We start from the raw sequence: 26,655 nt of genomic DNA, 5'->3' as shown, positions 1-26,655 counted from the left end.
TGTGAATAACACGCCATTGGAGAGAAGATTGCTGTGGAGCACCTAGATAAGTTCGATGTCGACGTCCAGTGTCAGAGGCTGCGTGACATCAATCTGGAATTCCTTATGCACCGGAGAGCCCCAGGAATCGTCACCGCCCACGCCTTGCTGAGCGGCCAGCAGACGCAGGAAGGTGTGCGTATGCGCGGGGAGTTCCTCGATATGCGTAGCCTCATCCAGCATGGCAGAGCTGACCGGCAAAGCGCTAAAGGCAAAGGCGTTGTGAGCATCGCCGTCATGGGCGCTGATGCGCAGGCCGTGACCGAATTGATTGGTAATTTCCACAAAACGTGTTTCTTCGTGATTACCGTTTTCTTGTGGCACAAGATACGGCTGAAGATCCTCGAAAATCGTTGTCGACCATAGGCCTAGCTTCACGCCATTCTTGCGATCTGCATAACTTTCCACAGGTCCCAATCCATAGAAACGCGTGAAGCTATACTCGGCCGGAAGCATCCATTCGAGGCCGAAGGCCGGTGGATTGCTGCTTTCCTCGGTGCTGCCCGGGAAGGTGGCATGCAGATGAATGCGTGCGTGTGCATCCACCTCCCAGAGGACTTCTACTGGGGTGGCCGCAGGGGTGGCAAGCTTAAAGGTATAGCGTCCTGTCAAGGTTTTTGCTTCGTCATCGACCGTAAAATCTTCGCCTACGATCTGAGCAAAACGGCCAGCCGCCAACCATTGTGCATGCTTAAATCCAGCTTTATACCCGCGGTCATTATCCGTTAAGGCACGCCAGGTGGTCAATTGCGGCGTGCGAATAATCATATCGTCGCGCTGACTGGTACGTTTGAAACTGACAGGACCGGCATGCTGACGCGAGAGCAGAACCTCCGCTTCCGGCGTGTGTAATCCGCAATTCCACATATCCTGCACGATTTCGGTCTTTTCCGCGTTGAGTTGTGGAGCTGCAACACCGTCCAAAGCCTGTGCGCGCTGACCAAAGCTCAGTTCAAATCCGGCAGGAGCCCACGCCGTATTTTCAGCCAAATTCTGTGTCAATTCATACACCACTTCATGGCCGGTGAAAAGCTCCGCGCTTGGCCAAGCAATGTCCACATCCGCTTGACTAAGGGCAGGCACATCGAAGGTATAGCCTCGTGACCATGCTTCAACGCCATCGACGAGCGCCTTTGCTACGAAGGTGTATGCACTGGTCGATGTAAACAGATTGTCGTTGACAATATGCGCACCCTGTTGCGTCACTGTAATTTTCACATTTGCGTAGAGAGCCTTAGCTTCCCACGCTTTAGCGGAAATCTTACGATCGGCAAAAATAATGCCATCGCCGCTGAACTCGTAATCCGATGGGCGATCAAACCAGTCGCCACCATAAGTCAGCCGCGTGCTGCCATCGGGCAGCTGCTGCTCCAACGCTTGATCGCCATAATCCCAGATAAATCCACCCTGATACAAGTCATACTTCTCTAGGTCGGTATACAGCTTCATGCCGCCCAAGGAATTGCCCATGGCATGCATGTATTCGCAAGAAATATAAGGCTTGCGCGCTTCGCCTAATTCAGAGGTGCCGTTGAGATATTTTTCAATATCGTCCGGATGCGCGTACATGCGTGACTCCATATCCGTCACATAATCAAAGGCGCGATCCCACGTTGTGCCTTCATAATGTACCGGACGCGTGTCCACATCATGCAAATAATCCGTCATGCGTGCAAAGACCTCACCGCCATAGGACTCGTTGCCCAAAGACCAAATGAGCACACTGGCATGGTTAAAATCGCGCTCCACCATGGAATGCACACGATCCATGCAGGCATTCAACCAAATCTCCTTCGAACCCGGTACAGCTCGCTCGGCTGTCACCTGTCCCAGAGCATCCGTCCACGAGCCATGGGTTTCGAGATTCGTTTCATCGATGAGATAAATACCGTACTCATCGCACAGCTCATACCATCGCGATTGGTTCGGGTAGTGGCTGGTGCGCACGGCGTTGATATTGTGCTGCTTGAGGAATCGAATATCCCACAGCATTTGTGCCTCGCTGATAGCGCGCCCGCAGTTCGAGCCAAATTCATGGCGATTCACGCCTTTAAAAACAATGCGCTGACCATTGAGCTTCATCACATGATCCGTGCTATCCAGCTCAAAATGACGGAATCCAATTTTCTGCTCTGCGGTTTCCAGCGTGGCACCCTGTGCATCTACTAGGCGCACACGCAGCGTATACAGCTGAGGATCTTCAGCGCTCCATGGCTGAATTTGGGCAATCTTGCCCGACAATGCCATTTTCGCTTGCGTAGCCGTAAATTGCTCCGTTTGCGTGAACACCACGCGCTCGCTACTATCCACTACATCGACTACGGCCGTCAGAGGCTGCTCATTTGCATTAGTCAGCTGAATAAAACCGCCCAATAGGCCGTTGTCGCCGCGTATCTCGAAATCCGCAATGCTGCGCATGTGCGCAATATGTGCAGCCGGAATCACATCCATGTGTACGCTACGGAACAAGCCATGCAAACGCCAGTAATCTTGGTCCTCCAGCCAATGCGCTGTGCTGAATTCATAGCAGGCCACCACCAAGGTGTTCGAATCCTCGCGCAGATGCTCCGTGATATCAAACTCGCTGGGCGTGAAGGAATCTTCGGCATACCCTATAAAGGCGCCGTTGAGCCACACATAAATAGCGATGGCCGCCCCGTCAAAGGTTAAACTTACGCGCTCGCCGCTGCGGTGCAAAGCCTTCTTTTCACGAGCAGACAGCGCAAAATCGCGCGTATAAATGCCCACATGATTGCGTTTCGGTACGGCCGGTGGATCGAGCTGCTCGTGCCCGTCCCAAGGATATTGCGTGTTGACGTATTGATGGTCAAACAAACCATCCGTTTGCAGATGCCCCGGCACGCGTGCGGTCGACATGCCGAAGCCCAAAGAGCGCAATACTTCGCGCGCATTAGATGCTTGGCTGGACTCGCTAATCCGCTCCAATAGCGCGTGATTATGCGTAGTCACGCTGGCCATCCACGCGCCATTGTGGTCATCGAGGCTGTGGCGCAACGAGGTATCCGCATTTTCCCAGACATGATGGGCGCTGCGTGGTGCGAGTCTGTTGACCGCGCACACTGTGGCGTCATACAGCCATTGCTCGTCTGGGGATGATGCAGTAAGGATTTGCGGTAATGGGTATGCCATAGTACTCCTATTCGTCTGTAGCTGAGTATCAGCAAATGCTCAACAGTGAGCTAAAAAATATCAATTGCACTTATGAATTTTTGTTCGGCTTCACAAGCCGTAGGACAGAGCACGGTAGGGGAGATGTATCCCTTATGTGGTGCTACGCGGCCTGCTGTGCCTGGTAATTCGGTGGAATTTGCACAAAATCCGGTTCCGCATCGTCGACCGAATGTGCGGCCTCATACGCCTCATCTGCATCTTCTACACCATCGTCTACAGCGCGCACAGAATTGCGCTCTACGAAGACTGAAGGGATGAGCTTGCCCTTGCCTAATTCCACCTTTTTCCCAGCGACGAGTTTCTTGACATACAAGAAAGCTTCACGGCCAATGAGATCAAAACGCATGCGCATCGTGGTCAGCTGCAGTCGAGGCACCATGCCGACGAGAGAATCGTCCACGCCCACCACGCTGACATCTTCTGGCACGCGCTTTCCTGCGGCTTGGAGACCAAGTACAATGCCATACGCCATCTGATCGTTGGCGGCGTATACGGCGGTGCAATCCTTTTCATGTGCCAAAGCCAGACCTGCTTGATATCCGCTATCCGCCAGCCAATCGCCTCGATACAGTGGCGGCAATGTCGTTACGCCATGTTTTTTAAGCGTTTCGGCCCAGCCAACTTCACGGCTGTGCGCTGCACGCGAATAGGTCGGACCTGCCATATGGTAGACGGTCTTATGTCCCTTAGACAGGAGATAATCCACAATCTGCACGGAGCAGCCGTACTGATCGCCATCCACGGTAGGGCAGCTGTGTGAAATCTGGTCTGTAATGAGCACGACGGGCAATTCTGCAGGCGGCACGAATTCATCGAAATCGATAATATTGCGCTCCAAAACCACAATGACACCATCGACAGGCAATTTTTTCATATGCTCAATGGCGGCTTGCAGGGTCTGCTCGCGCTGATTGACCATGGTGACAATGGTCGTGGCAAAGTTAAATTCATTAGCCGTAGCAAAAATGCCATCGAGGATCCGAGAATTTCCAAAGGTGGAGGTGTCAAAAAGCACCACGCCGATATTGTTAAACTGGCGATATTTCAAGGCGCGTGCCGCATAATTTGGGCGATATCCCAATTTTTCCATGGCTGCCTCTACACGCATACGCGTATCGGGGCGAACGGCGTCGCTGCCATTGGCCACGCGAGACACGGTTTGTGGAGACACACCCGCCTCTTTAGCTACATCCTGTAACGAAACAGGGGATTTGCGTGCCATCATTGCCTGCTTTCCCCAAGAAATAATTCCTTAGTGCTCGTTTTATTGCACGAGGGTTTGTGCAATATTGTATTCAATTTCCGTAGCGCGTGTTGCATCACGTACTAGCTGGTGTTATTATGATAACGCAAACATTAGAGAAATGCACGTAGTTACAGAGTTTCCCTAGAAATAGGGTCAAAAAAAAATGGGAACGTTGTTGTTTTTATGGAAACTGTGTGGGTTTCAATGTTAGGAATAATCTCAAGGAAGAGGAGCGCTAGATGAGTGCACAGACATCGAGCACCGCAGCTGCGCAGCCACGTGTGAATAAACACAAGGCGGATTGGCGTGGCTGGAAATTTATGTGGCCTTTTGCGGTAGTTTTCGCATTCGTATTCATTATCCCTATTTTTTATGCGATTTACATTAGCTTTTTCCAGCAGCGACTCATTGGCGGCAATGTTTTCGTAGGACTCGACAACTACGCACGACTATTCCAAGATCAGCAATTTTGGACCGCTGTGATGCGCGTAGCTTTGTTTACCGTCGTTCAGGTGCCTATTATGTTGTTCTTGGCTGCGGCTCTGGCCTTGGCTTTGGACTCCATGAAATTGCATGGCACAAAGTTTTTCCGCATCAGCACCTTCTTGCCATATGCCGTCCCTGCGGTGGTGTCCACCTTGATTTGGGGCTTTGCATACGGTGCTAAGTACGGTCTGGTGGGAAGCTTCAACCAAGCATTTGGCACGAGTTTTGATGCCTTTGCGCCCAATATGTTGCTTGCATCCATTGGAAATATTGTGACCTGGGAATACACCGGCTATAACATGCTGATTTTCTATTCTTCGCTCTCCACCATTCCTCACAGCTTGTATGAAGCAGCATCCATCGATGGAGCGAGCGAATGGGGCATTGTGAAGGCTATTAAGTTGCCGGAACTGCGCGGCTCGCTGGCAATTACGGTTATCTTCTCCATTATCGGTAGCTTCCAGCTGTTTAATGAGCCATCGATTTTGCAGAATATGGTGCCGGGCAACGCCATTTCCACCAATTACACACCAAATATGTATGCCTACAATTTGAGCTTCTCTGGAAATCAAAGTAATTACGCGGCTGCTATGGCCATCGTGATGGCGGTTATCACCATGGCTATCGCTTATGCGGTGCAGCTACGTAGTATGAAAGACCAGATGAAGTAGGGCGGTGAAGATCATGACACATTCAACGATGAGTATTCGTGAGCAAGAACGAGCAGCACGAAAAGCAGAAAAACTGCGTCAAAAGCGCATTGCGGCGGACGAGAAAGCGGAGCGCAAGAGGAGTGCGAAGGCAGGATTTGCCAATGTGAGCAATCCACGCAGAAGCATTACTTTGACTGTGCTCAGCGCTATTTTTGCGATTTACTGCCTTTTTCCTTTCGCCTATTTGCTGATTAATTCTACGAAGACACAAGCAGACTTCAGCTCCACCTTTGGTTTGGGCTTCGGTCATAGTTTCGCCTTCTTTGACAATATTGCCAAAGTCTTTACTTACAACGATGGCATCTTTACGCGCTGGTTGCTCAATACTTTGCTCTATGTGGTTGTCGGTGCGGGTGGCGCCACATTGCTGGCCATTATGGGTGGATATGCCTTGGCTAAGTTCCGCTTCCCGGGACGTAAGGCTGTGTTTGCGGTGATTATTGGTTCCATTTCCGTACCGGGCATCGCGCTGGCTGTGCCACAGTTCTTGCTGTTTGCAAAGTTGGGCATGACCAATACGCCTTGGGCTATGATTATCCCATCCTTAATTTCGCCGTTTGGCTTGTATCTGATGTGGATTTTCTCCGAGCAGTCCGTACCTACGGAATTACTGGAAGCGGCGCGTGTGGATGGTGCGAGCGAGCTGTACACCTTCTGGAAGATTTCCTTGCCGCTGCTATCTCCAGGCATCGTAACTACTTCACTGTTTACCATTGTGGCGACGTGGAATAACTACTTCCTGCCTATGATTATGATCAAAGATCCAAACTGGTATCCACTGACCATTGGTTTGAATCAGTGGAAGAGCCAGGCCGCGACCTCCGGCGGTATTCCTATTCAGAATTTGGTCATTACAGGTTCTTTGATCACGATTATTCCTTTGGTTATTGCCTTCCTGTGCTTGCAAAGGTACTGGCAGTCTGGCTTGGCTGCGGGTGCTGTCAAGGAGTAAAGAACTCAACATATCTTCGTATGTGGCCGGGCTTTATGCTCGGCCGCTTGCGTATAACAGAAAATATTTTTTGCACAAAATACCCTGCAATGTTTGCGCAAACATTGCAGAAGTGCTATCGTTTTAAACATACGGCAAAACAGACACTGACGTCTCTGTTTGATTCGCGATAAAGATTGGTTGTGAAAAATCGCGGAGAAATCAGCGTTGTCGTAAGATTTGATTGAGAAAGGACTCAATATGAAGATTGGTCAAAAGGCACTTGCTGTCCTTGGTTCAGTAGCAATGCTAGGATCTTTAGCTGCATGCGGTTCAAGCTCTGGTAGCGCAAACAGTACAAGCTCTGATGGGAAGACCACCCTGACGGTCTGGGCTTGGGATTCCACCGTGGCTCGCACCGTCGCAGGTTTTGAGAAAGAAAATCCAGATATTACCGTAAATGTCGTCAATGCCGGCACCTCAAAGGATGAGTACACGGGTTTGAGCAATGCCATGCAGGCAGGCTCTGGTGCTCCAGATATTGCTCAGATTGAGTATTATGCTCTGCCAGAGTACGTCATCCGTGGTTATGTGCAGGATCTTTCGGATTTGGGTGCTAAGGATTACAGTGACTTCTACACGCCAGGTACTTGGTCTTCCGTGAATATCAGTGGCGGTGTTTATGGTCTGCCTATGGATTCCGGCCCAATGGCGTGGTTCTACAACAAGGAAGTCTTCGATAAGGCTGGCGTCGATCCAACGCAGGTGACAACCTGGGATCAGTTCTATGAGGCAGCGAAGAAGATTCGCGAAACCGGTTCTTATATCACCTCCGATTCTGGCGATGCAGGCTTCTTCGATTCCATGACTTGGCAGAACGGTGCAAAGCCATTTACCACCTCCGCTGATGGCAAGAGCGTTTCCATCAAGCTGACTTCGGATGAAAAGGTCCAGGAGTTTGAAGACTTCTGGCAGAAGCTCATCGATGAAGATTTGATCGATACGAAGACGGCTGGCTGGACTGATGACTGGAATAAGGGCTTGAACAATGGCTCTATTGCTTCTTTGCTCATTGGTGCGTGGATGCCATACAACCTCTTGTCTGGTGCTCCAGATGGTGACGGCAAGTGGCGTGTAACCCAGATGCCAACCTCCGACGGCTCTGCAGTGAACTCCGAGTCCGGTGGCTCCTCCTTCGCCATCATCAAGAGCGATGACTCTGCCAAGGTTGCAGCAGCATACAAGTACATCGAGTATGCTTGCCACAACAAGGATGGTATTGCTACTCGCGTAGAGGGTGGCGCATTCCCAGCTGATAATGACACTTTGGCTTCTGAGAGCTTCCTCAACCAGACGTCTTTGACGGATGCGGATGGCAATGCGCATGAGTACTTCGGCGGACAGAAGTTCAACGAAGAGTTGGCTAAAGCTGCTAAGAACGTACGCTCCGGCTACACCTTCCTGCCATTCGAGGTCTATGCTCGCGGTAAGTTCGGCGACTTTGTAGGCGCATCCTATACGGGTAACCAAAAGCTCTCTGATGGTGTGAAGGCATGGCAGGATGATCTCATCAGCTATGCAAAGCAGCAAGGCTATACTGTCAACGAGTAATTAATATAACTTCTCAGATTTCATCTCCTCCCAAGGGTGCTTCATACAAGCAGTTGTGTGAAGCACCCTTTTGCACGTCATAGTGTGTATGGAACGCGCTTACAACCATGAGAAAATTTCTCAAGGAGGTTAGTTCATTCACATATAATAAAGCTGTGCGGTAATGCGAGAAAATAGCCGCATTGCGCACATTGAGCGAAGAATTTTTAATCTTAAGGATGAATATGACCGAACCAACTCAGGATGTAATGCCAGAAAGCTTTAGTCTCGATCACACAGCGGTAAAGGCTCCCTATGTGCGTCTGATTGATACACAGAGCGGTGAGCGTGGCGATGTGATTTCCAACTATGACGTACGTCTGGTTCAGCCAAACGAGGATTCCATTCCAACGGCTGGTTTGCACACCATCGAGCACACCATCGCCGTCACCTTACGCAAGCGCATTCCGGGCTATATCGATTGCTCACCGTTCGGCTGCCGTACAGGCTTCCATTTGTTGGCGTGGGGTGAGCATTCCACCGAGGACGTAGCGCGTGCGGTCAAAGAATCCTTGGAATTCATCGCCTATGAAGCTACGTGGGAAGATGTGCCTGCCACGACGAAGGAAACCTGTGGCAATTACAAGGATCATTCCTTGTTCTCCGCGAAAGAGTGGAGCAAGCTCATCTTGGAACAGGGTATTAGCTCCGACGCGTTTGAGCGTAAGATTGTCGAGTAGATTGAGACACACAGATAATTATTGGATTGCTTAGAATTCAATAAACGATACCGACAAGAGAAACTAGTAAAGAATGGCTCTTAGTGCTGTAGAACTTCCAGAATTTCGTACACCCGAGGCTCGCGCCCGTTACCACGCTGCTTTAGCGGAATATCCGGCTCAAGTGCTCGTGCAATTGGATGCTTTGGCTGCCAATATGGCACACATGGTGGCGTTCACGCAGGCTGAAACAGCGAAGAAAAACCTGCCCACACCCGCTGTTATGGGTGTAGTGAAGGCCGATGCGTATGGACATGGACTGATTCCTTCGGCTTTGGCGGCTTTAGCAGGTGGTGCTACCTGGCTAGGCACGGCACAGGCGCGCGAGGCCTTGGCATTGCGCAAAGCTGGCATTGGGCCGGATAGAGCACACGTGCTGGCTTGGATGTTTTCTGCGCATACTGCGCCGTTTGCGCAGTTAATCGACCATGATATCGATATCGCGGTCGGGTCGGTACAAGATATTCACCGCGTGGCTGAGGCGGCTACAGAAATAGGCAAGCAGGCAAGCGTCCATGTACAGCTAGAAACGGGTTTTGGACGCAATGGCTTTACGCTTAAGGAGCTGCCTCAAGCCATTAGCGCTTTGCGTCAGGAAATGCGCAAGGGAGCTATCGATGTCGTCGGAGCTATGAGTCATCTGGCGGTAGCGGATGCGCCTCAAGACGAGGATGCGCGGGACGTTACAGAAATGCAGATTCGCAATTTCAATACCATGGTGGATTTGTTGCGCGACGAGGGCATTAAGGTGCGCATTCGGCATCTGGCGAATACCGCCGCGACCCTGACACGTCCAGAAATTTATTTTGAACTCGTCCGCCCGGGCATTGGTTTGTATGGGTACGAGCCAGACAAGGCCATGGGCACGCCGGAGGATTTCGGCTTGAAGCCAGCCATGACCATGCAAGCACAGCTGGGCACCATCAAGAATTTGCCTGCTGGGCATGGCATTTCCTATGGGCGCACCTACATTACCGAGCAGGATACGAGCACCGCAGACATGCCTGTGGGATATGCCGATGGTATCCACCGCAGCGCTTCGGGCTTCAATCCTCTGGGTTCTCAGCGCACACAGCATAGGGGTGGCCCTGTGCAGGTTCGTTTGCAAGATGGCAGCACGAAGGTGGTGCATATTTCGGGCCGCGTGTGCATGGATCAGTCCGTGCTGGATTTGCAAGGTTCGGCTGCACAGATGGGCATCCAAGAGGGCGATACCGTCAAGCTTTTTGGTCCTGGAAAAGGTGAAGTCTTCGGCGAACCCACGGCAGATGATTGGGCACGGAGCGCCGATACCATCAGTTACGAAATTTTTACCTGCCTACGCAATCGCATCCCACGCTTGTATTTCGGGGCGTATGAGCTTTTCAGCCCTGAGGATATCGCATTGATAGAGTCGGTCGTACCGGAAAGAATTATTTCATGACACAGTTGCAAGAAGGATATACGCATTACGATGAGGAACGTTGGTCACCAGAAAGTTCGAAGTCCAAAAACCGTACAGCATTTGAACGGGACCGTGCTCGCGTAGTGCATTCTTCTGCCTTGCGACGACTGGGATCCAAAACCCAAGTACTCGTAGCGGGTACGGATGATTTTGCACGCACCCGCTTGACGCATTCTTTAGAAGTGGCTCAAATTGGCCGCCAAATAGCCGAAATTTTTGGGTGCAATCCCGACGTGGTGGATTGCGCCTGCCTCGCGCATGATTTAGGACATCCGCCGTTTGGGCATAACGGCGAAGCCGTGCTTATGGACATTTCTCGCAATATTGGCGGATTTGAAGGCAACGCACAAACTTTTAGATTGCTGACCCGTCTGGAACCAAAAGTCATACGTGAAGATGGACGCGCAGCCGGCATTAATCTCACGCGTGCCGCTTTGGATGCGGCCACCAAGTATCCGTGGACACATGAGCAAGGCTTGCATCATCCCGATGGTTCCAAGGGTAATAAATTCTGTGTATATGAAGAAGACATTGACGTTTTTTTGTGGCTCAAGCAGGACAATAATGCGCCTCAATTTGCTAAGCCTATGGAAACGCAAATTATGGATTTATCGGATGATATCGCTTACTCCGTGCACGATTTAGAGGATGCTATCGTTGCGCAATCCTTAGAAACAGAGGATTTGCATGCCGCAGATGTGATCGACTCTACCGTGGCTTGTATCCATGATTGGTATGGTGAAAAATGGGATGCGGACAAGCTGGTCCAAGCGCATCATCGACTGGAAGAGGCGCGGCTCCTGCCACACACCTTTGACGGCACACGCAGCTCGCTTGCAAAGCTGAAAAATATAACCTCTAAAATGATTGGCCGTTTTGCCAGCTCAGTGGAGCGTGAAACACGTGAAACCTACGGTTCTGGCAATTTGACACGCTATAGTGCCAACGTAGTGGTGCCGGAAGAGACGGCGTATGAAATCACCTTCTTAAAAGGTCTCGCCGTGTACTCCGTCATGGAGCCGCGCGAGCACGAGTCCTTCCGCCACACACAGACCAAAATTATTGAGGATTTGGTCGAGGTGCTCATGTCTTCGAAAACCGAGCCAAGCGCTTTGCTAGAGCCGCAATTTGTGCAAGATTGGCTGGAAGCGGGCTCAGAAGATGAAAAACTGCGTGTCGCCATCGATCAGGTGGCCAGCTTGACGGATAATTCGGCCATGAGTTTGCATGCTATCGCCTGCGAATAACGAATAAGCTGTATATATAAACAGGTGCCCGGTCTGATGTTTTTCAGCATCACACCGGGCACGGAGTTTATAGAACGCAAGGGCTTAGAGATGTGCAATAATCGCCTGAGCAAAAGCCGTCGTGCTCAAGGGCTCGTGCACGCCATCGGCGAGATCCGTGGTGAATTGACCATCTGCGAACGTCTTTTCCAAGGCCGTACGGATGGCATCGGCCACATCTTTCCAGCCGATATAGTCAAACATCATGCACCCGGATAGCAACAAAGAGCTGGGGTTAGCTATATTCTTGCCTGCAATATCCGGGGCCGTACCGTGGGTCGCCTCGAAAATGGCGTGACCCGTATGATAGTTGATATTTGCACCTGGTGAAATGCCGATGCCACCCACCTGGGCCGCCAAAGCATCGCTCGCATAATCACCATTGAGATTTGTCAAAGCCACCACATCGAAGCGTTCCGGCTTTAACAGGATCTGCTGCAGGAAATTATCGGCGATGATATCGTTTATCTCCAGCTTGCCACTAGCTAATTCATCGGCAAATTCGCGCTCCGCCAGCTCGTAACCCCACTTGCGGAAGCCGCCCTCCGTAAACTTCTGAATATTGCCTTTATGCACCAACGTGACGTGACGCAAGCCCTTATCCAGCGCATACTCGATGGCACTGCGAATTAATCTTTCGCTACCTTCGCGAGAAATTGGCTTAATGCCAATGCTGCTGCTGTGAGGGAAACGAATCTTCGTTACATGCATGGTGTGCTGCAGAAAGCCGATAACGGTGCGCACTTCATCCGTGTCCGCTTCCCATTCGATACCCGCATAAATATCCTCCGTATTTTCCCTAAAAATGGTGATATCCGTTTTTTCAGGATTCTTCAGAGGGCTTTCGATGCCCGGGAAATAACGTACTGGGCGTACGCACGCAAACAAATCCAATTCCTGACGCAATGCCACATTCAAGGAGCGAATGCCTTCACCTACCGGCGTTTCCAGTGGCCCCTTAATGGCCACCATGCTGTTTTTAATAGCGGTAATGGTGTCCTCCGGCAAGCTGGTTCCCACCTGTGCACGCGCCTTCTTGCCCGCCAATAGCTCCGTCCACTGCACAGAGCGCTGGCCCTGTGAGACGACTTGTACAGCGGCATCAAACACACGTTGAGCGCTGGTCCAAATATCTGCGCCGATGCCGTCACCTTCGATGTATCCAATGGTTGGATCATTCGGAACGACCAGTTTGCCCTCATCCATACGAATTAAAGTCATGCTTATCTCTTTCCAATAGGAATGTACTCTAGTCCCGTTGCACCCACATACTGCGAGCGTGGGCGAATGAGCTTATTATTTTTCTGCTGCTCTTGAATATGCGCAATCCATCCGGATACGCGGCTCATTGCAAAAATCAAGGTGAAAATATGACGGTCAATGCCCAAGCTGTGATACACCGTAGCGGAGTAGAAGTCCACATTGGGGATCAAACCCTTCGTATGCTTCATATAATCTTCGATTTCCAAGGACAGCTGATAGTAAATCTCATCATCCGTATCCTTGGTCAGCTGCTCGGCCATAGCGCGCAGATATTTTTCGCGCGGATCTTGAGTTTTGTACACACGATGACCAAAGCCCATGATCTTTTCTTCAGAATTCAACTTGCGCTGCAAATATCCGGAGACATCGCCCTGCTCGCGAATTTCCTTGAGCATTTCAAACACACGCTCGTTCGCGCCACCATGCAAAGGTCCCTTCAAGGTGCCGATGGCGGTGGTGACACAGGAGTAGATATCGCTCAAGGTGGATGCACAGACGCGAGCTGCAAAGGTGGAAGCATTGAGCTCATGATCGGCATGCAAAATCAGAGCCTTGTTTAACGCCTCTTCCTGCAAAGGCTCAGGCTCTTTACCGTTGAGCATATAGAGGAAGTTTGCTGCAAAACCCAGATCTTGACGCGGCGCAATAGGAGACAAGCCCTGACGTAGCCGCGTAAAGGTGGCGATAATCGTCGGAATTTTTGCCATCAGCTGGATGCTTTGACCGTACCGTGCCTCTACAGAGGTATCTTCGGCTTGCACGTTGTACACGCCTAAAAGGCTGACGGTGGAACGCAGCACGCTCATCGGATGCAAATGACGACGTGACTGGATAAGAATGCATTGCTCGACGGCATCGGAAATTTCGTAGTTGGCACGCAATTCCTTGACGAAATGATTCAGCTCAATCTGCGTAGGCAAATGCAAATTCCACAGCAGATAAATAACCTCTTCAAAGCTGGCATTATTGTCCATCAGTTCGGAAATATTGTAACCGGCGTAGGACAGTTGATCATCGATAATCGAACTAATGCGTGTCTGACACGCCACGGTATCTTTGAGGCCGCTGTCTTTGAGAGTGGTTTGTGGAGTCGAGTTAGTCATTTATGCTCCTAACTTTTTACGAACAACCATTGGCAGAATTCCGCCATTCTTGTAGTAAGCAATATCCGCCTTCGCATCAAAACGTACGAGTGCTTGGAATTGAATCGTGGCGTCGTCGCGGGTGGCCGTGACATCGACGATGTCGTGAATCTGAGGATCCTCACTCAGTGCGATATCGAAGCTTTCCGTGCCGTTGAGGCCTAAGCTTTGCGCTGATTGTCCCTCCAAGAATTGCAGAGGCAAAATACCCATCATCACCAGATTGGAACGGTGAATGCGTTCGAAGCTTTCGGCAATAATCGCCTTCACACCTAAAAGTCCGGCACCCTTAGCCGCCCAATCGCGAGACGAACCCATGCCGTAATCCTTACCAGCGATAACCACGGTGCCCACACCCTGAGCCTTGTATGCCATAGCCGCATCGTAAATAGGGATAATCTGCGAATCATACGCGGTGTATCCGCCCACCTTGCCTTGAGCGAGCTCGTTCTTGATACGAATATTTCCGAAGGTTCCGCGCATCATCACCTCGTGATTTCCGCGGCGGCTGCCGTAGGAATTGAAATCGCGATGTGCCACATTATGCTCGGTCAAATACTGACCCGCTGGGCTATTGAGTGCTATGGCACCCGCCGGTGAAATGTGGTCGGTGGTGACGGTATCACCAAACTTGGCAAGCACGCGCAAATCCTTCAACGGCTTCACGCCAATTGGATCTTCGAGATGCTCGAAATATGGAGGATTTTGGATATAGGTGGAGGATGCGTTCCATGCGTAGGTTTCGCTGGACACTGTTTCGATGGCATTCCACTGAGGGTTGTCATCAAATACGCGGCTGTACTCGTCCTCGAAGAGTTCACGGGTGACAAATTTTTGTACAAACTGCTCCACTTCGGACTGGTCCGGCATAATATCTTGCAAATACACAGGATTGCCGCCTGGGTCTGTGCCCAAAGCGTCCTGGGTCAGGTCGATATCCGTGGTGCCCGCCAAAGCATACGCCACAACTAGTGGGGGGCTAGCCAGGAAATTCGCCTTAACCAGCGGATTAATGCGACCTTCAAAGTTTCTGTTTCCCGACAACACTGCGCTGACGAGCAAATCGTTATCCTGGATGACCTGTGAAATTTCTGGACCGAGTGGACCGGAATTTCCGATACAGGTCGTGCAGCCATAGCCCACAACTTGGAAGCCTAGCTGGTCGAGATATGCTTGCAATCCAGAATTCCTCAAATAATCCGTGACGACCTTGCTACCCGGGGCGAGTGAAGTCTTTACCGTTGGTTCTACTTGCAAGCCCTTATTCACGGCATTGCGCGCCAGCAAACCTGCGCTCATCAGCACGTACGGATTGGAGGTGTTGGTACAGGAGGTGATAGCGGCGATGGCCACATGACCTGTTTTTACTTCATAATCTGTGTCATTGATGCGCACCGTAGCTTTTTTGTTGATTTCATCGCTACCCAAGCCAAAGCCCTGCACGCCCGCTTCACGTGTCAGGCTTTTACGGAAGGTTTGCTGGGCATCGGCGAGCGAAATCAAATCCTGCGGACGCTTCGGTCCGGAAATGCTTGGAATAACCGTGCTCAAATCCAGCTCTACCACGTGGGTGTACACCGGCGCGTGATCTGGATCGTAGAACAATGCATTGGCCTTCGCATAACTGTCCACTAGTGCAATAGTGGACTCGCTGCGGTTTGTCAGCTGCATGTAGCGTAGGGTTTCATCATCGATAGGGAAGTAGCCGCAGGTTGCGCCATACTCTGGCGCCATATTTGCAATCGTTGCGCGGTCGGCAAGACCCAAGCTTGCCAAGCCGTCACCAAAGTACTCCACGAATTTGCCCACGACATTGACCTGACGCAGCAGATTGGTAATGCGCAAGGCCAAATCCGTAGCCGTGGCTGTTTTCGGCAGCTCACCCGTTAAATGCACGCCAATTACCTCTGGCACAGGGAAGTAGGAGGCTTCGCCGAGCATAGCCGCCTCGGCCTCGATGCCACCTACGCCCCAGCCCAGCACGCCGATGCCATTAATCATGGTGGTATGGCTATCCGTACCAAACATGGAGTCTGGATAGGCCACGCCATCCTTATGTAAGATGACATCGCTCAAGAACTCAATATTCACCTGGTGGATAATGCCCGTAGCAGGTGGTACAACGCGATAATTATCAAAGGACTCTTCCGCCCACTTCAAAAACTCATAACGCTCATTATTGCGCTCAAATTCACGCTGCATATTCAGCGGCAAAGCATCCGCACAACCGGATACATCCACCTGAACGCTGTGATCAATGACGAGATCTACAGGAATCTCCGGATTAATATCCTCGGCATTACCACCATGTGCCACAATGGCGTCGCGCATAGACGCCAAATCCACTACCACAGGCACGCCTGTAAAGTCTTGCAAAACAATGCGGCTTGGCTTGAAGGGAATTTCTCCCTGAGGAGCCGAAGCATCGTAACGGATGAGATTATCGATAGCAGCTTGGGCATCGGAGCTTCCATCGCTTTTTCTGAGCAAACTTTCAAGAAGAATTCTTAAGGTGTAGGGCAGACGAGCAACATCTACGCCCTTTTCAGAGCAGGCTTCACGAATATCGTAATATTCAAACGTTGAATTATCAGCTTCGATGGTTTTTAAATATGTCATAGACATCCTTCCAGTGCTGCCAGTGCAATACCTTCTGCGAATATGCTTGTGCAAGTTCGGTTAGATTGTCTATATGAAAGCCTAATTAGGTTACAGAATTTGTTTCGTGTTCATTAAATGAGAAATATTGAGGAAACATAGCTGGATATGCTTGAAAAAATTTCAAAAGTATGCATATCCGTGCGAAATTTTCTCGGGTATTCTGTGGGCAAACAGGCGGGCGCGTGAGGTAAAGTTAAAGGACATATTCGAGCGACAGTGTGGGGGAGCGATGCCAGGACGCATTATTAAGGAGGACATCGAAAGAGTTCGCGAAGCTGCAGATTTATATGACATCGTTTCCGCCAAAGTCAATTTACAAAATGCCGGAGCTAGTGCTTATAAAGGCTTATGTCCTTTCCATGATGAAAAAACGCCCAGCTTCCATGTCAGTACCGTCAATAATCGCTGGAAATGTTTCGGATGCGGGCTGGGCGGCGATGTATTCGAATACGTTCAGCGTTCCGAAGGCATAGAATTCCCCGAAGCGGTCCAATTTTTAGCCGACCGCTACCATATCGAGCTGCATTTTGATCAGTCACAATCCGCGCACTCAGACGGCGCGCATAAGGTGACGCGCTCGCGTTTGCTAGAAGCCACAGCTCAGGCTCAAAAATTCTTTATGGCGCAATTGATGAGTGCCGAGGCTTTGCCCGCTCGACGCTTGCTGGATGGGCGCAATTTTAGTCAGGCCGATTGCGAGCATTTTGGCTGCGGATACGCGCCACGTGGTTGGGATGAGCTAGTGCGTCACCTGTCTTCTCTGGGATTTACCTACCAGGAGATGATTGAGGCGGGACTTGCGCGCGCAAATCAGCGTGGTGGCGCTTATGATTATTTCCGCGGACGGGTGACCTGGCCTATTCGCGACACGACGGGTCAGGTCATCGGTTTTGGGGCGCGAAAACTTTACGAAGATGACTCAAACCCGGGCAAATATATCAATACGCCCGATACGGCTTTGTATCACAAAAATCGTGTACTGTATGGCATCGATTTAGCGAAAAATACCATTGCAGACAAGCATCAAGTCGTGGTAGTGGAAGGGTACACGGATGTAATGGCGTGCCATTTGGCGGGCATTACCAATGCTGTGGCCACCTGTGGTACGGCTTTCGGTATGGAGCATGCCAAGGTTATCCGCCGTCTTATTTCTGATTCCACCTTGAATGGCTTCCGTCTCGTTGGCCCAACGCAGGGCTCCGGGGTGGTCTTCACCTTTGATGGCGATGCCGCAGGACAGAAGGCGGCTTTACGTGCCTTCCAACTGGATAATGCTTTTCTTTCGCAGACCTTCGTGGCCATTGCACGCGATAATCTGGACCCTTGTGATTTGCGCATCCAGTACGGAGATGAAGCAGTGCGCCAACTGGTGGATTCCAAGCAACCGCTCGTAGACTGGGTGATTCACACCATTATTTCTCGTTTTGATACGCAATACACGGCCGGGCGTGTGGGAGCTATGCAAGCCGTGGCTCAGATTATCGCTCAATTACGCGATCCCTCCTTGCTGGACGAGTATGCGCGCAATGCTGCCCGAGACATCGGCATCGATATACGCACCATGCGCACGACCATTCAGCAGCGCAGACGCAGCCAGCATGTGCGTAATGAGGATGCCTATGCTCAACCACACAGCTTTGGACAGGTGAACCGACGCGATCAGCCAGATTTTACAACGGCTCAAGATCGCAAGGCTTTAGAGCGCTACAATGTGTCGAATCAGAATTACTACCGTGTCGATGATGCGATCTTTGCCACAGAGCAGCAGATGATGGCGATTCTCGTCCAAATGCCGTGGGCTCTGCATGCTCAAATTTTTGAGCGCATGACCGAATCAACCTTCTCCATTCCCGTGTTTCGGGATTTATTCCGCGCCATCGTGGTGGCCGGTGGTTTACCAGGGCGCGATGTCACCGCCGGTTTGTGGATTCATAATCTGACGAAGGCGGCCGGCGAGATGCTCAAGCCGGTGATCGACGATCTCGCCGTCATGCAGTTGCCCATTCCTCAAGAAGACGATGCCACCGCCTCTTCGCGCCAATCTCAAGGAGCGGCTCAGGGTGGGGCTCCTCTGCCTAGCCCGGCTCAGGTGGAGTTTGCCACGCAAATGGCGGGTAGGCTGGTGGATGCGGATATTATGCGCGGCATCGCTCAGCTACGACTGCATATGAACCGTGCCACCGATGAGGCACAGAAATTGGATTATTTGAAGCGCATCACGGAGCTGGAAAAACTGCGTGCGGACGGTTTGGCTGGTACGTTGCGTTAGTTGTGAGCGTTGCAAGTGCAGGAATGTGAGATTTCCTACATATTTTTCATCTCCGCATCGTATTGCATCTGCGTGAAAACCTTGAAATTACAGGGTTCTACACACGTTTACGGGAAGTGCTCATACTTTTCGTTGCTTGAACTGTGACGTAAAATAGAAAGGGCAACCACACAAATGCAAAGGAGTATGCGCAATGGTTACATATACAGCAGTAGCAACAGTTACTGGAGGACGAGCAGGTCACGCAACCACCGAAAATCCTTCAGCTGAATTCGATATTTCCGCTCCCGCAGAAATGGGTGGCACAGGCGAAGGCGTCAATCCAGAGCAGCTCTTCGCAGTCGGCTGGGGAGCCTGCTACCAAAGCGCTTTGATGGTGGCAGCCAAGCAGAAGCGCGTCAATGGCATGACCATTATGAAGTCTAAGGTACGTACGAATGTCACCCTCGTCGACGATGACAATGGAGTGAATTTGAGCGCCAAAATCGAAGTCTTCGTCCCAGAATTAGAGCTGAGCCAGGTCCAGGAGCTGGCCGATTTGGCTCATACTATTTGCCCTTATTCCAAGGCTACTGCAGGTAATATTCCTGTGGAAGTCGTGGCGGTGGAGTCGCTGTAAGCTCTCATTATGACAATTTCATAGAAGATTGAACGCTGAGGGGAAGCATACACTGCTTCCCCTTTCTCATACTTCTGCCAGATGGGGGCTCTGGTGCGAGACACCCTGTAAGATGGTGCCTAAGAGAAGAAAAATAGGAGTAAAAAATGACTTCCGCACTATCCTTGTCAGGGCTGACAAAAACTTTCGGACAAAAAACAGCCGTCAATGCTATCGATTTAGAAATTCCTGCAGGTGCCTTCTACGGACTCGTGGGACCGAATGGCGCCGGTAAAACCACGACCTTGCAGATGTGTACAGGCATGCTTTTGCCTACGGCGGGTAAGGTTAGCCTTTTTGGCACAGATGTGTGGGATAACTTGGATACCTGCCGTGCCCGCATGGGCGTTATGCCTCAGGCTGATGAGGTCTTTGACCGTCTCACCGGCTTTCAGCTCCTCGTGTATGCAGGGTTGCTGCGTGGTATGGAGAAAGATGAAGTCGTAAAACGAGCTGGAGATTTGCTCGCGGCTTTCGATCTGCAGGATGCGGCGAAAAAAATCGTCTCCGATTACTCGACGGGTATGAAAAAGAAGATTTGCTTGGCGGTGGCTATGATACATGCGCCGCGTATCCTCTTCCTCGATGAGCCGTTTGAAGCGGTGGACCCAGTGTCTTCTGCCAATTTGAAGGATATTTTGAAGGAATACGTCTCCACAGGTGGTACGGTGATTATTTCTTCGCACGTGATGAGCTTAGTAGAAAAAATGTGCTCGCATGTGGCGGTTATCGTTGAAGGCTCGGTCCGAGCCGCCGGCACACTGGATGAAGTGTCTGCTGGCGAAGAACTGGAAGACCGCTTTATCGAACTCGTCGGTGGCCGACACGATGCAGCTCGCCTCGAATGGTTGCAAGGTGGGGAGCAGAGCCATGAATAAAGCAGTGTGGACGGTAGTTAAGCTGAGAATGGCCTTGACGATGTCAACGGTCAATAAATCGGCTTGGCAAGCCATCGGTTTTGTCATTTCTTGTATGTTTGCCCTCAGCTTCATCGCGGGTGCGTGGGTAGCCGGGTGGGCGTTGACGCTGGTTGTGCCACCGACTAAGGAGGGTGCGCGGCTGAGCGCGCTGTATCTCGCAATTGGGTGGACTTTCGCCGTGATTTTTGTGGGCATATCGCAGATGATTGCCTTTGGACAGCAAGGTGTGAACGCCAAAAACCTGTATCGCTTTGGTCTGCGTCGGCGTGATATTCGCAACGCGGTCATCATGTCTAGCATTTTGACGCCTAGTGGTGTGGCGACATTCGTGGCACTCCTCGGTTTTACGGGCATGCTGGGTGCGCATTTTGTAGGCGGATTGCCGGCAAAGATTTTTATTTGGGCCATAGCGGTGATATCCTCGGGTCTTTCTGTGGTGTTTTCGGCGACGTTGCTCTCTACGGTGGGAACGGCTGCCAATGTCATCGTGCGCAGTAAAAAAGCGCGCAATATCGTCAGCACCGTTTTCGTCATCGTCATTATTATTATGTCTCAATCGATGAGCCTTGTGGGTTCATTTTTTGGTGCGGAAGGTGTGGATCCTGCGCAGGTGGATTACCGCGGCGTAGAAGCGCTGGGTACGCTTTTGCAATGGACGCCGTTCGCGAATTTCGTGGCCATGCCGCTGGCATTATCGGCTTCCGGCGCATACACCGCTATCATGTTTCTCGTGGGTGGCGCCTTGTATGTGGGTGCTCTGTGGCTGATGGCCTGGTGCTTCGACTGGTGCATGCAGCGCGATATTGTGCTCGGCAGTACGGTTATCACGAATGCGCGCGTGAAGGGGCATGGCTTAGGGCTGTTTGCATCCGGCTTTGTACGTGGGCGGTTTAGTGCGGTTGTTGCGCGCATTGCCACGAGTTGGACGCGTGATATTCGCTACAGCATTTCGCTCTTCCTGCCCTTGCTCTTTGTGGTTATCTTTGGCGCGCAGAGTGCTATTTCGGGCGAGCCGGACATGATTCTTATGGCGATTCCGATGTCCGGATACTTCATCTGTTTTTTGGGCGTGAATATGTTAGCCTACGATGGTCCTGCTTTTATCCTGCATACGATCTCCGGCGTTAAAGGCCGCGTAGATTGGTTTGCCCGTAGTAGTTTTCAGCTCTGTCTGGGACTGGTTATGCAGGTGATAGTCACCGTGGTTACACTGGCTATTTTTAGAAATAATATCGATTTTATGTTCTTGGCTTTTATCGAAAGTGTGGGAATCTGCCTGATGCTCTGCGGCATAGGCTCTTCTGCTACGCTTTCGCCCGTGCTGATGTATCCAGTACCAACCGCAGAACAACCGATGAAGACCCCACAGGGTAGGACGATGATGCAAATGCTCATTCCTTTTATTTTCCTACTCTTGCTGGTGGCTTTGTTTATCCCGGGCGGTGTCACACTGCTCATCGGTTGGTTGTCCGGCGCTGCCTTCGACGCCGTGCTACCTTACGCGGTTGTGGTGCAGCTGATTTTCTCTGTGGCCTTCTATATCGGCGGAAATCTGCTGGCGGGATATCTTACAGATAAGCGTCGCCTCAAGATTCAGTCCACGTTGAGAGATTTTGCGCAGTTAACGCGATAAGGATGTACAAATAAAAAGATGCGGCTTGTAGAGGTACAGCCGCATCTTGTCTTTGTGCCCACGACAGGAGTCGAACCTGCGACACGGAGATTAGAAGTCACCTGCTCTATCCACTGAGCTACGCGGGCGCGAATTACATTGTACAACATAGGGGAAACGCCGGCGAGCCCGTGTGTAAGTCGGAGATTTAATCCTTGCAATTCTGGGCATAACGGTAAAATCAGGGGGAGTACACCTCTCCATGTAAGGACGAATAATGGCTGAAATTTCACCTCAAGTAGCGGTAATTATGGGATCGAGTAGTGACTGGGATACGATGAGTCACGCCTGTGAGATACTGGATCGATTCGGCGTAGCTTACGTGAAGCAGGTGATTTCAGCACATCGCACGCCGGAGCTTATGGCTGAGTTCGCGACCACTGCTCGCGATAAGGGCATAAAGGTCATTATCGCCGGTGCTGGCGGCGCGGCTCATCTGCCGGGCATGACGGCTGCTCAGACCACACTTCCGGTGATTGGCGTGCCTGTAAAATCTCGCGCTCTCAGCGGTGTGGATTCCTTGCTCTCCATCGTGCAGATGCCGGGTGGTATTCCAGTGGCCACGACGGCTATTGGCAATTCTGGCGCTACAAATGCGGGTCTGCTGGCCGTCAGCATTCTGTCTACCTCGGATCCTCAGCTGGCAGAGGTTTTGGATAACTATCGCAATGAGTTGAAGGATATGGTGGAGGAGTCTAATGCAAAGCTTAACTAATACTTCCGAAGACCAGTCTTTTGCCGTACCGCGTCTGAACCGTGGTCAAACTATTGGCATTATTGGCGGCGGTCAGCTTGGCCAGATGATGGCGCTTTCTGCACGGTATATGGGCTTTCACACCCTTGTGCTCGATCCTACCGAGGGTTGTCCCGCAGCCGGCGCTTGTGATGAACAGATTGTGGCCGAGTATGACGATAAGGCTGCTATTGCGCGCATCGCGGAGAAAAGCGATATCCTAACCTATGAGTTTGAAAATGTGGATGCGGATGCTTTGGACTCCGTCCGCTCTCTCGTACGCATCCCTCAGGGCACGGATTTACTGCGTGTGACCCAAAACCGCATTGCCGAGAAGACTTTTATCAATAAGCACGGCATTCAAACTGCACGCTGGCAGGCTGTGTCCAACATGACCGAGCTGGAGCAGGCCGTGGACGTCCTAGGACTTCCAGCCGTGCTGAAAACCGCAGAGGGTGGCTATGATGGCCACGGTCAGAAGGTACTGCGTTCGGCACAGGACGTCGCCTCTGTGCGCGAAGAGTGGGGCGAAAACTTCGAGCAGAGCATTGTGGAAGCATTCGTAGACTTCGCCTACGAGGCCTCGATCTTGGTATCGGGAAATGGTAGCGATTTCGTCACTTTCCCCGTGGTGAAAAATGTGCATGTGAACAATATTTTGCATACCACCGTAGCGCCCGCCTATGGTGCGCAGCCGAGCGACATTGATCGCACCGTAGATCAGCAGGCACATGAACTCGCCAAAACGCTGGCTGCTGGTTTCCATTTGGCTGGAACGCTGGCCATTGAGCTGTTTATCGGCGCGGATGGTACGGTTATCGTCAACGAGCTAGCACCACGCCCACATAATTCCGGACATTACACCATTGAGGCGTGCGACTTCGATCAATTTGACCTGCACGTACTCGGTATTGCCGGATGGGCACTGCCTCAGCCTCGACTGCTCAGCCCAGCAGTCATGGTAAATGTGCTCGGGCAGCATCTCGACTCCGTGTTTGAAGCGGCAAAAAACCATCCTGAATGGCATGTGCATGATTATGGAAAAGCCGTATCGAAGCACAACCGCAAAATGGGCCACGTGACGGTGCTGGGTTCGAATACAGAGGAATTACTGAAAAGCCTAGAAGCCAGCCATTGCTGGGATAATTAATGTCTTATAGCTGTGGGGGCGAGGATGATGTGTACATCCTCGCCCCCACAGCTATGTCAAGAGTGTCATGAGTGAATTACATAACGGCCTTGCTACCAATGTCGTGGCGGTAGAACATCCCGGTGGTATCCGCATTATCTAAAATATCGTAGATAATCTTCTGCGCATCAGGCACACTGTCGGCGGTGGTCTGAACCAGCAATACGCGGCCCGAAGATGCCACCATCTCATCGCTATCCTCGGCTGTGGCCACGCCTGCATAGTACACATGCGTGCCGTTCGTTTCCTCGGTGGCGCTGCAGTCCAGCTCGTGGATTGGGGCACCTGTCTGTGTGTCGGTAGGGTAGCCGTCGCTGGCCAGCACGACGCCCAAGGTTGTGCGATGCGTATCCCATGTAAATTCTGGCTGTTCGCCCTTGAGCAGGGCTTCAATACCTGCTCCCAAATCGCTGGTCAGTTGAGGCAAAACAACCTGGGTTTCCGGATCGCCAAAGCGTGCATTAAATTCGATTACCTTTGGGCCATCGGCCGTTGCAATCAAACCGGCGTACAAAATACCTTGGAACGGTGTGCCATCGGCAACCATACCGGCTGTAATAGGCGTGATGATCGTTTCAATGGCCTCATCCACCACCTCTTGAGAAATCTGCGGAACAGGACAATAAGCCCCCATACCACCGGTATTTGGACCCTCATCGTTGTCAAAAGCACGCTTGTGATCCTGCGAAATAGGCATAGGCCAAAACTCTTCGCCACGCACAAAGCTCATTAAGGAGAATTCCTGACCTTCCAAGAATTCTTCGATAACAACACGCGATCCGGCATCGCCAAAACGATTATCCAGGAAGATATCTGCCAAAGCACTGAGCGCGGTTTCTTCATCCATTGCCACGGTGACACCCTTGCCGGCAGCCAGTCCGTCCGCTTTAATAACGATAGGCGTACCCTGCTCGCGCACATATGTGACAGAAGCATCATAATTATCGAAGCTAGCGTAACGCGCGGTAGGAATATTCAGGCGTTCCATCAGCTCCTTGGCAAAGGTCTTGGAACCTTCAATTTGTGCGGCTTGACGGTTAGGACCGAAAGCAGGAATACCTGCAGCCTGGAAATCATCCACCATACCTTCGATGAGCGGATTTTCCGGCCCAACGAAAACCCAATCCACACCCTTATCACACACAAAATCGATAAGCGCACTGTGGTTTTTCTGGCTTAAATTCACAGGAATAATGCCATCCGCCTTCATACCAGGATTTCCTGGAGCACAGTATACTTCGCTGACGCGTTCGCCTAAAAGAAGGGAGTGTGCGATAGCGTGTTCACGACCGCCCGAGCCAATTACTAAAACTCGTGTCATATTGTTATCTCCTTACCACAGCGGTAATTAATCGTGAAGTTCTACACGCTCGCCGTTGTCTACCACGATACGACCCACGGTGTAGTGCTTTTCATTATTGTCATCAAGAATGCGTTCGACTTCAGACACATTTTCTGGGGAAACAATGAGCACCATGCCAATGCCCATATTGAAAATGTTATACATTTCCTTATGATCCACCTTACCGTACTTCTCCAGCACCTGGAAAATAGGCGGTACATCCCAAGAATTGATGTCGAAGGACGCGGCAAGACCTTCCGGAATGATACGTGGAACTTTCTCTACGAAAGCACCACCCGTAATATGTGCAACGCCATTGATAATCTGCTTGCTGTTCTTGCCCTTCGCAAACAAAGGCTTGAGCGCCTGAGCATAAATGCGCGTAGGCTCCAGCAGCACGTTGCCAAGGCTACGACCGCCCAATTCTTTCAGTTGGGAGTCCACATTTAGGCCGCCATCCTTAAACAGGGCCTTACGCACCAAAGAGAAACCATTCGAATGAACACCTGAGGATGGCAGGCCAATCATAATATCGCCTTCGCGAATGGCAGAGCCGTCGATAATATTGCTCTTCTCGACCACGCCAACGGTAAATCCGGCCAAATCATATTCGTCTGCGTCATACATATCTGGCATTTCTGCCGTTTCGCCGCCCACCAGAGCTGCTCCCGCCTGTACGCAACCATCCGTGACGCCTTTAACAACTTGTTCGAGGAGTACCGGATCATTCTTACCACAGGCGATATAGTCCAAGAAGAAGAGTGGTTCTGCGCCCTGAGCCAAGATGTCATTCACACACATGGCGACGCAGTCGATGCCGATGGAGTCATGCTTGTTTGCGGCCTTAGCTACCAGCAACTTCGTGCCCACACCATCCGTGCCAGACACGAGCACAGGCTCCTCATAGCCGAGCATGGACAGATCAAAAAGACCTCCAAAACCGCCAATTCCGCCAGCACCTGGGCGGGCCGTGCGAGCTACATGTTGCTGGATACGACGGACAACTTCATAGCCAGCTTCTACGCTAACTCCTGCGTTTTCATATGCGGATGGCATTGTATTCCTCCAGTGTGGGTAATGATTTTCGATGGGTAGGTGGG

At 51.3% G+C, this 26,655-nt stretch carries 19 protein-coding genes and 1 tRNA gene; 12 read left to right on the top strand and 8 right to left on the bottom strand.

Annotated elements, in window-relative coordinates; translation table 11 throughout:
* Positions 1–42: 42 nt before the first annotated feature.
* Together D570_RS0104235 and D570_RS0104230 are read right to left on the bottom strand one after the other, a co-directional pair.
* Positions 43–3,189, bottom strand: a complete 3,147-nt coding sequence (locus tag D570_RS0104235) for a glycoside hydrolase family 2 TIM barrel-domain containing protein (protein ID WP_018143157.1) — start codon at positions 3,187–3,189, stop codon at positions 43–45.
* 142 nt (positions 3,190–3,331) lie between these two features.
* Positions 3,332–4,453, bottom strand: a complete 1,122-nt coding sequence (locus tag D570_RS0104230) for a LacI family DNA-binding transcriptional regulator (protein WP_083907404.1) — start codon at positions 4,451–4,453, stop codon at positions 3,332–3,334.
* Between the two features lie 263 nt (positions 4,454–4,716).
* Between D570_RS0104230 and D570_RS0104225 the strand changes: the two genes are divergently transcribed.
* The 6 genes from D570_RS0104225 (at position 4,717) to D570_RS0104195 (ending at position 11,667) form a co-directional block, all read left to right on the top strand.
* On the top strand, positions 4,717–5,634 hold the full coding sequence (locus D570_RS0104225; RefSeq protein ID WP_018143155.1) for a carbohydrate ABC transporter permease: 918 nt from the start codon (positions 4,717–4,719) through the stop codon (positions 5,632–5,634).
* 13 nt (positions 5,635–5,647) lie between these two features.
* Entirely contained in the window at positions 5,648–6,628 is a 981-nt protein-coding gene (locus tag D570_RS0104220; protein ID WP_026181863.1) for a carbohydrate ABC transporter permease, read from the top strand.
* A gap of 240 nt (positions 6,629–6,868) precedes the next feature.
* On the top strand, positions 6,869–8,218 hold the full coding sequence (locus tag D570_RS0104210) for an ABC transporter substrate-binding protein (RefSeq protein WP_018143152.1): 1,350 nt from the start codon (positions 6,869–6,871) through the stop codon (positions 8,216–8,218).
* Positions 8,219–8,442: 224 nt separating this feature from the next.
* Complete coding sequence (locus D570_RS0104205) at positions 8,443–8,937, top strand: S-ribosylhomocysteine lyase (protein WP_018143151.1); 495 nt, start codon at positions 8,443–8,445, stop codon at positions 8,935–8,937.
* A 73-nt stretch (positions 8,938–9,010) separates the two neighbouring features.
* The gene (alr, locus tag D570_RS0104200) at positions 9,011–10,399 is read left to right on the top strand and encodes an alanine racemase (protein WP_018143150.1); all 1,389 of its coding nucleotides are present in this window, start codon (positions 9,011–9,013) and stop codon (positions 10,397–10,399) included.
* Entirely contained in the window at positions 10,396–11,667 is a 1,272-nt protein-coding gene (locus D570_RS0104195; RefSeq protein WP_018143149.1) for a deoxyguanosinetriphosphate triphosphohydrolase, read from the top strand. Before alr ends, D570_RS0104195 begins: the two co-directional genes overlap by 4 nt.
* 84 nt (positions 11,668–11,751) lie before the next feature.
* Here D570_RS0104195 and icd read toward each other — a convergent pair whose 3' ends face one another.
* From icd to acnA, 3 genes are read right to left on the bottom strand one after another with little or no spacing between them, the layout of a single operon-like run.
* The gene (gene icd / locus D570_RS0104190) at positions 11,752–12,927 is read right to left on the bottom strand and encodes an NADP-dependent isocitrate dehydrogenase (RefSeq protein WP_018143148.1); all 1,176 of its coding nucleotides are present in this window, start codon (positions 12,925–12,927) and stop codon (positions 11,752–11,754) included.
* A 2-nt stretch (positions 12,928–12,929) separates the two neighbouring features.
* Positions 12,930–14,072, bottom strand: a complete 1,143-nt coding sequence (locus D570_RS0104185) for a citrate synthase (protein ID WP_018143147.1) — start codon at positions 14,070–14,072, stop codon at positions 12,930–12,932.
* Positions 14,073–16,730, bottom strand: coding sequence for an aconitate hydratase AcnA (acnA, locus tag D570_RS0104180; protein ID WP_018143146.1), 2,658 nt, complete (start codon positions 16,728–16,730; stop codon positions 14,073–14,075). It lies immediately after the preceding gene.
* A 271-nt stretch (positions 16,731–17,001) separates the two neighbouring features.
* On the opposite strand from acnA, the gene dnaG reads away from it, so the two are divergent.
* The 4 genes from dnaG (at position 17,002) to D570_RS0104160 (ending at position 22,252) form a co-directional block, all read left to right on the top strand.
* A complete protein-coding gene (gene dnaG / locus D570_RS0104175; RefSeq protein WP_018143145.1) occupies positions 17,002–19,041 on the top strand; it encodes a DNA primase in 2,040 nt (679 codons plus the stop codon).
* Between the two features lie 193 nt (positions 19,042–19,234).
* Positions 19,235–19,660: an Ohr family peroxiredoxin gene (locus D570_RS0104170; protein WP_018143144.1), complete on the top strand. Its 426-nt coding sequence runs from the start codon at positions 19,235–19,237 to the stop codon at positions 19,658–19,660.
* A gap of 146 nt (positions 19,661–19,806) precedes the next feature.
* Positions 19,807–20,577 (top strand): ABC transporter ATP-binding protein, encoded by a 771-nt coding sequence (locus D570_RS08475; RefSeq protein WP_018143143.1) that lies wholly within the window; start codon positions 19,807–19,809, stop codon positions 20,575–20,577.
* Positions 20,570–22,252, top strand: a complete 1,683-nt coding sequence (locus tag D570_RS0104160) for a hypothetical protein (protein ID WP_018143142.1) — start codon at positions 20,570–20,572, stop codon at positions 22,250–22,252. Before D570_RS08475 ends, D570_RS0104160 begins: the two co-directional genes overlap by 8 nt.
* Before the next feature lie 55 nt (positions 22,253–22,307).
* Here D570_RS0104160 and D570_RS0104155 read toward each other — a convergent pair.
* Positions 22,308–22,380 (bottom strand) — tRNA-Arg (locus D570_RS0104155).
* Positions 22,381–22,508: 128 nt separating this feature from the next.
* On the opposite strand from D570_RS0104155, the gene purE reads away from it, so the two are divergent.
* Complete coding sequence (gene purE / locus D570_RS0104150) at positions 22,509–23,006, top strand: 5-(carboxyamino)imidazole ribonucleotide mutase (protein WP_018143141.1); 498 nt, start codon at positions 22,509–22,511, stop codon at positions 23,004–23,006.
* A complete protein-coding gene (gene purK / locus D570_RS0104145; RefSeq protein ID WP_018143140.1) occupies positions 22,990–24,174 on the top strand; it encodes a 5-(carboxyamino)imidazole ribonucleotide synthase in 1,185 nt (394 codons plus the stop codon). Before purE ends, purK begins: the two co-directional genes overlap by 17 nt.
* Before the next feature lie 76 nt (positions 24,175–24,250).
* Here the strand turns inward: purK and purD are convergent, their stop codons facing one another.
* On the bottom strand, positions 24,251–25,534 hold the full coding sequence (gene purD / locus D570_RS0104140) for a phosphoribosylamine--glycine ligase (protein WP_018143139.1): 1,284 nt from the start codon (positions 25,532–25,534) through the stop codon (positions 24,251–24,253).
* A 27-nt stretch (positions 25,535–25,561) separates the two neighbouring features.
* Positions 25,562–26,611 carry a phosphoribosylformylglycinamidine cyclo-ligase gene (gene purM / locus D570_RS0104135; RefSeq protein WP_018143138.1) on the bottom strand — a complete coding sequence of 350 codons (1,050 nt, stop codon included), beginning with the start codon at positions 26,609–26,611 and terminating at the stop codon, positions 25,562–25,564.
* Between the last annotated feature and the right edge of the window lie 44 nt (positions 26,612–26,655).

Origin of the sequence: Alloscardovia criceti DSM 17774 (genome assembly GCF_000376885.1) — a bacterium.
GTDB lineage: Bacteria > Actinomycetota > Actinomycetes > Actinomycetales > Bifidobacteriaceae > Alloscardovia > Alloscardovia criceti.
The sequence above is the reverse complement of the archived record's forward strand: the minus strand, read 5'-3'. Positions and strand labels throughout refer to the sequence as shown.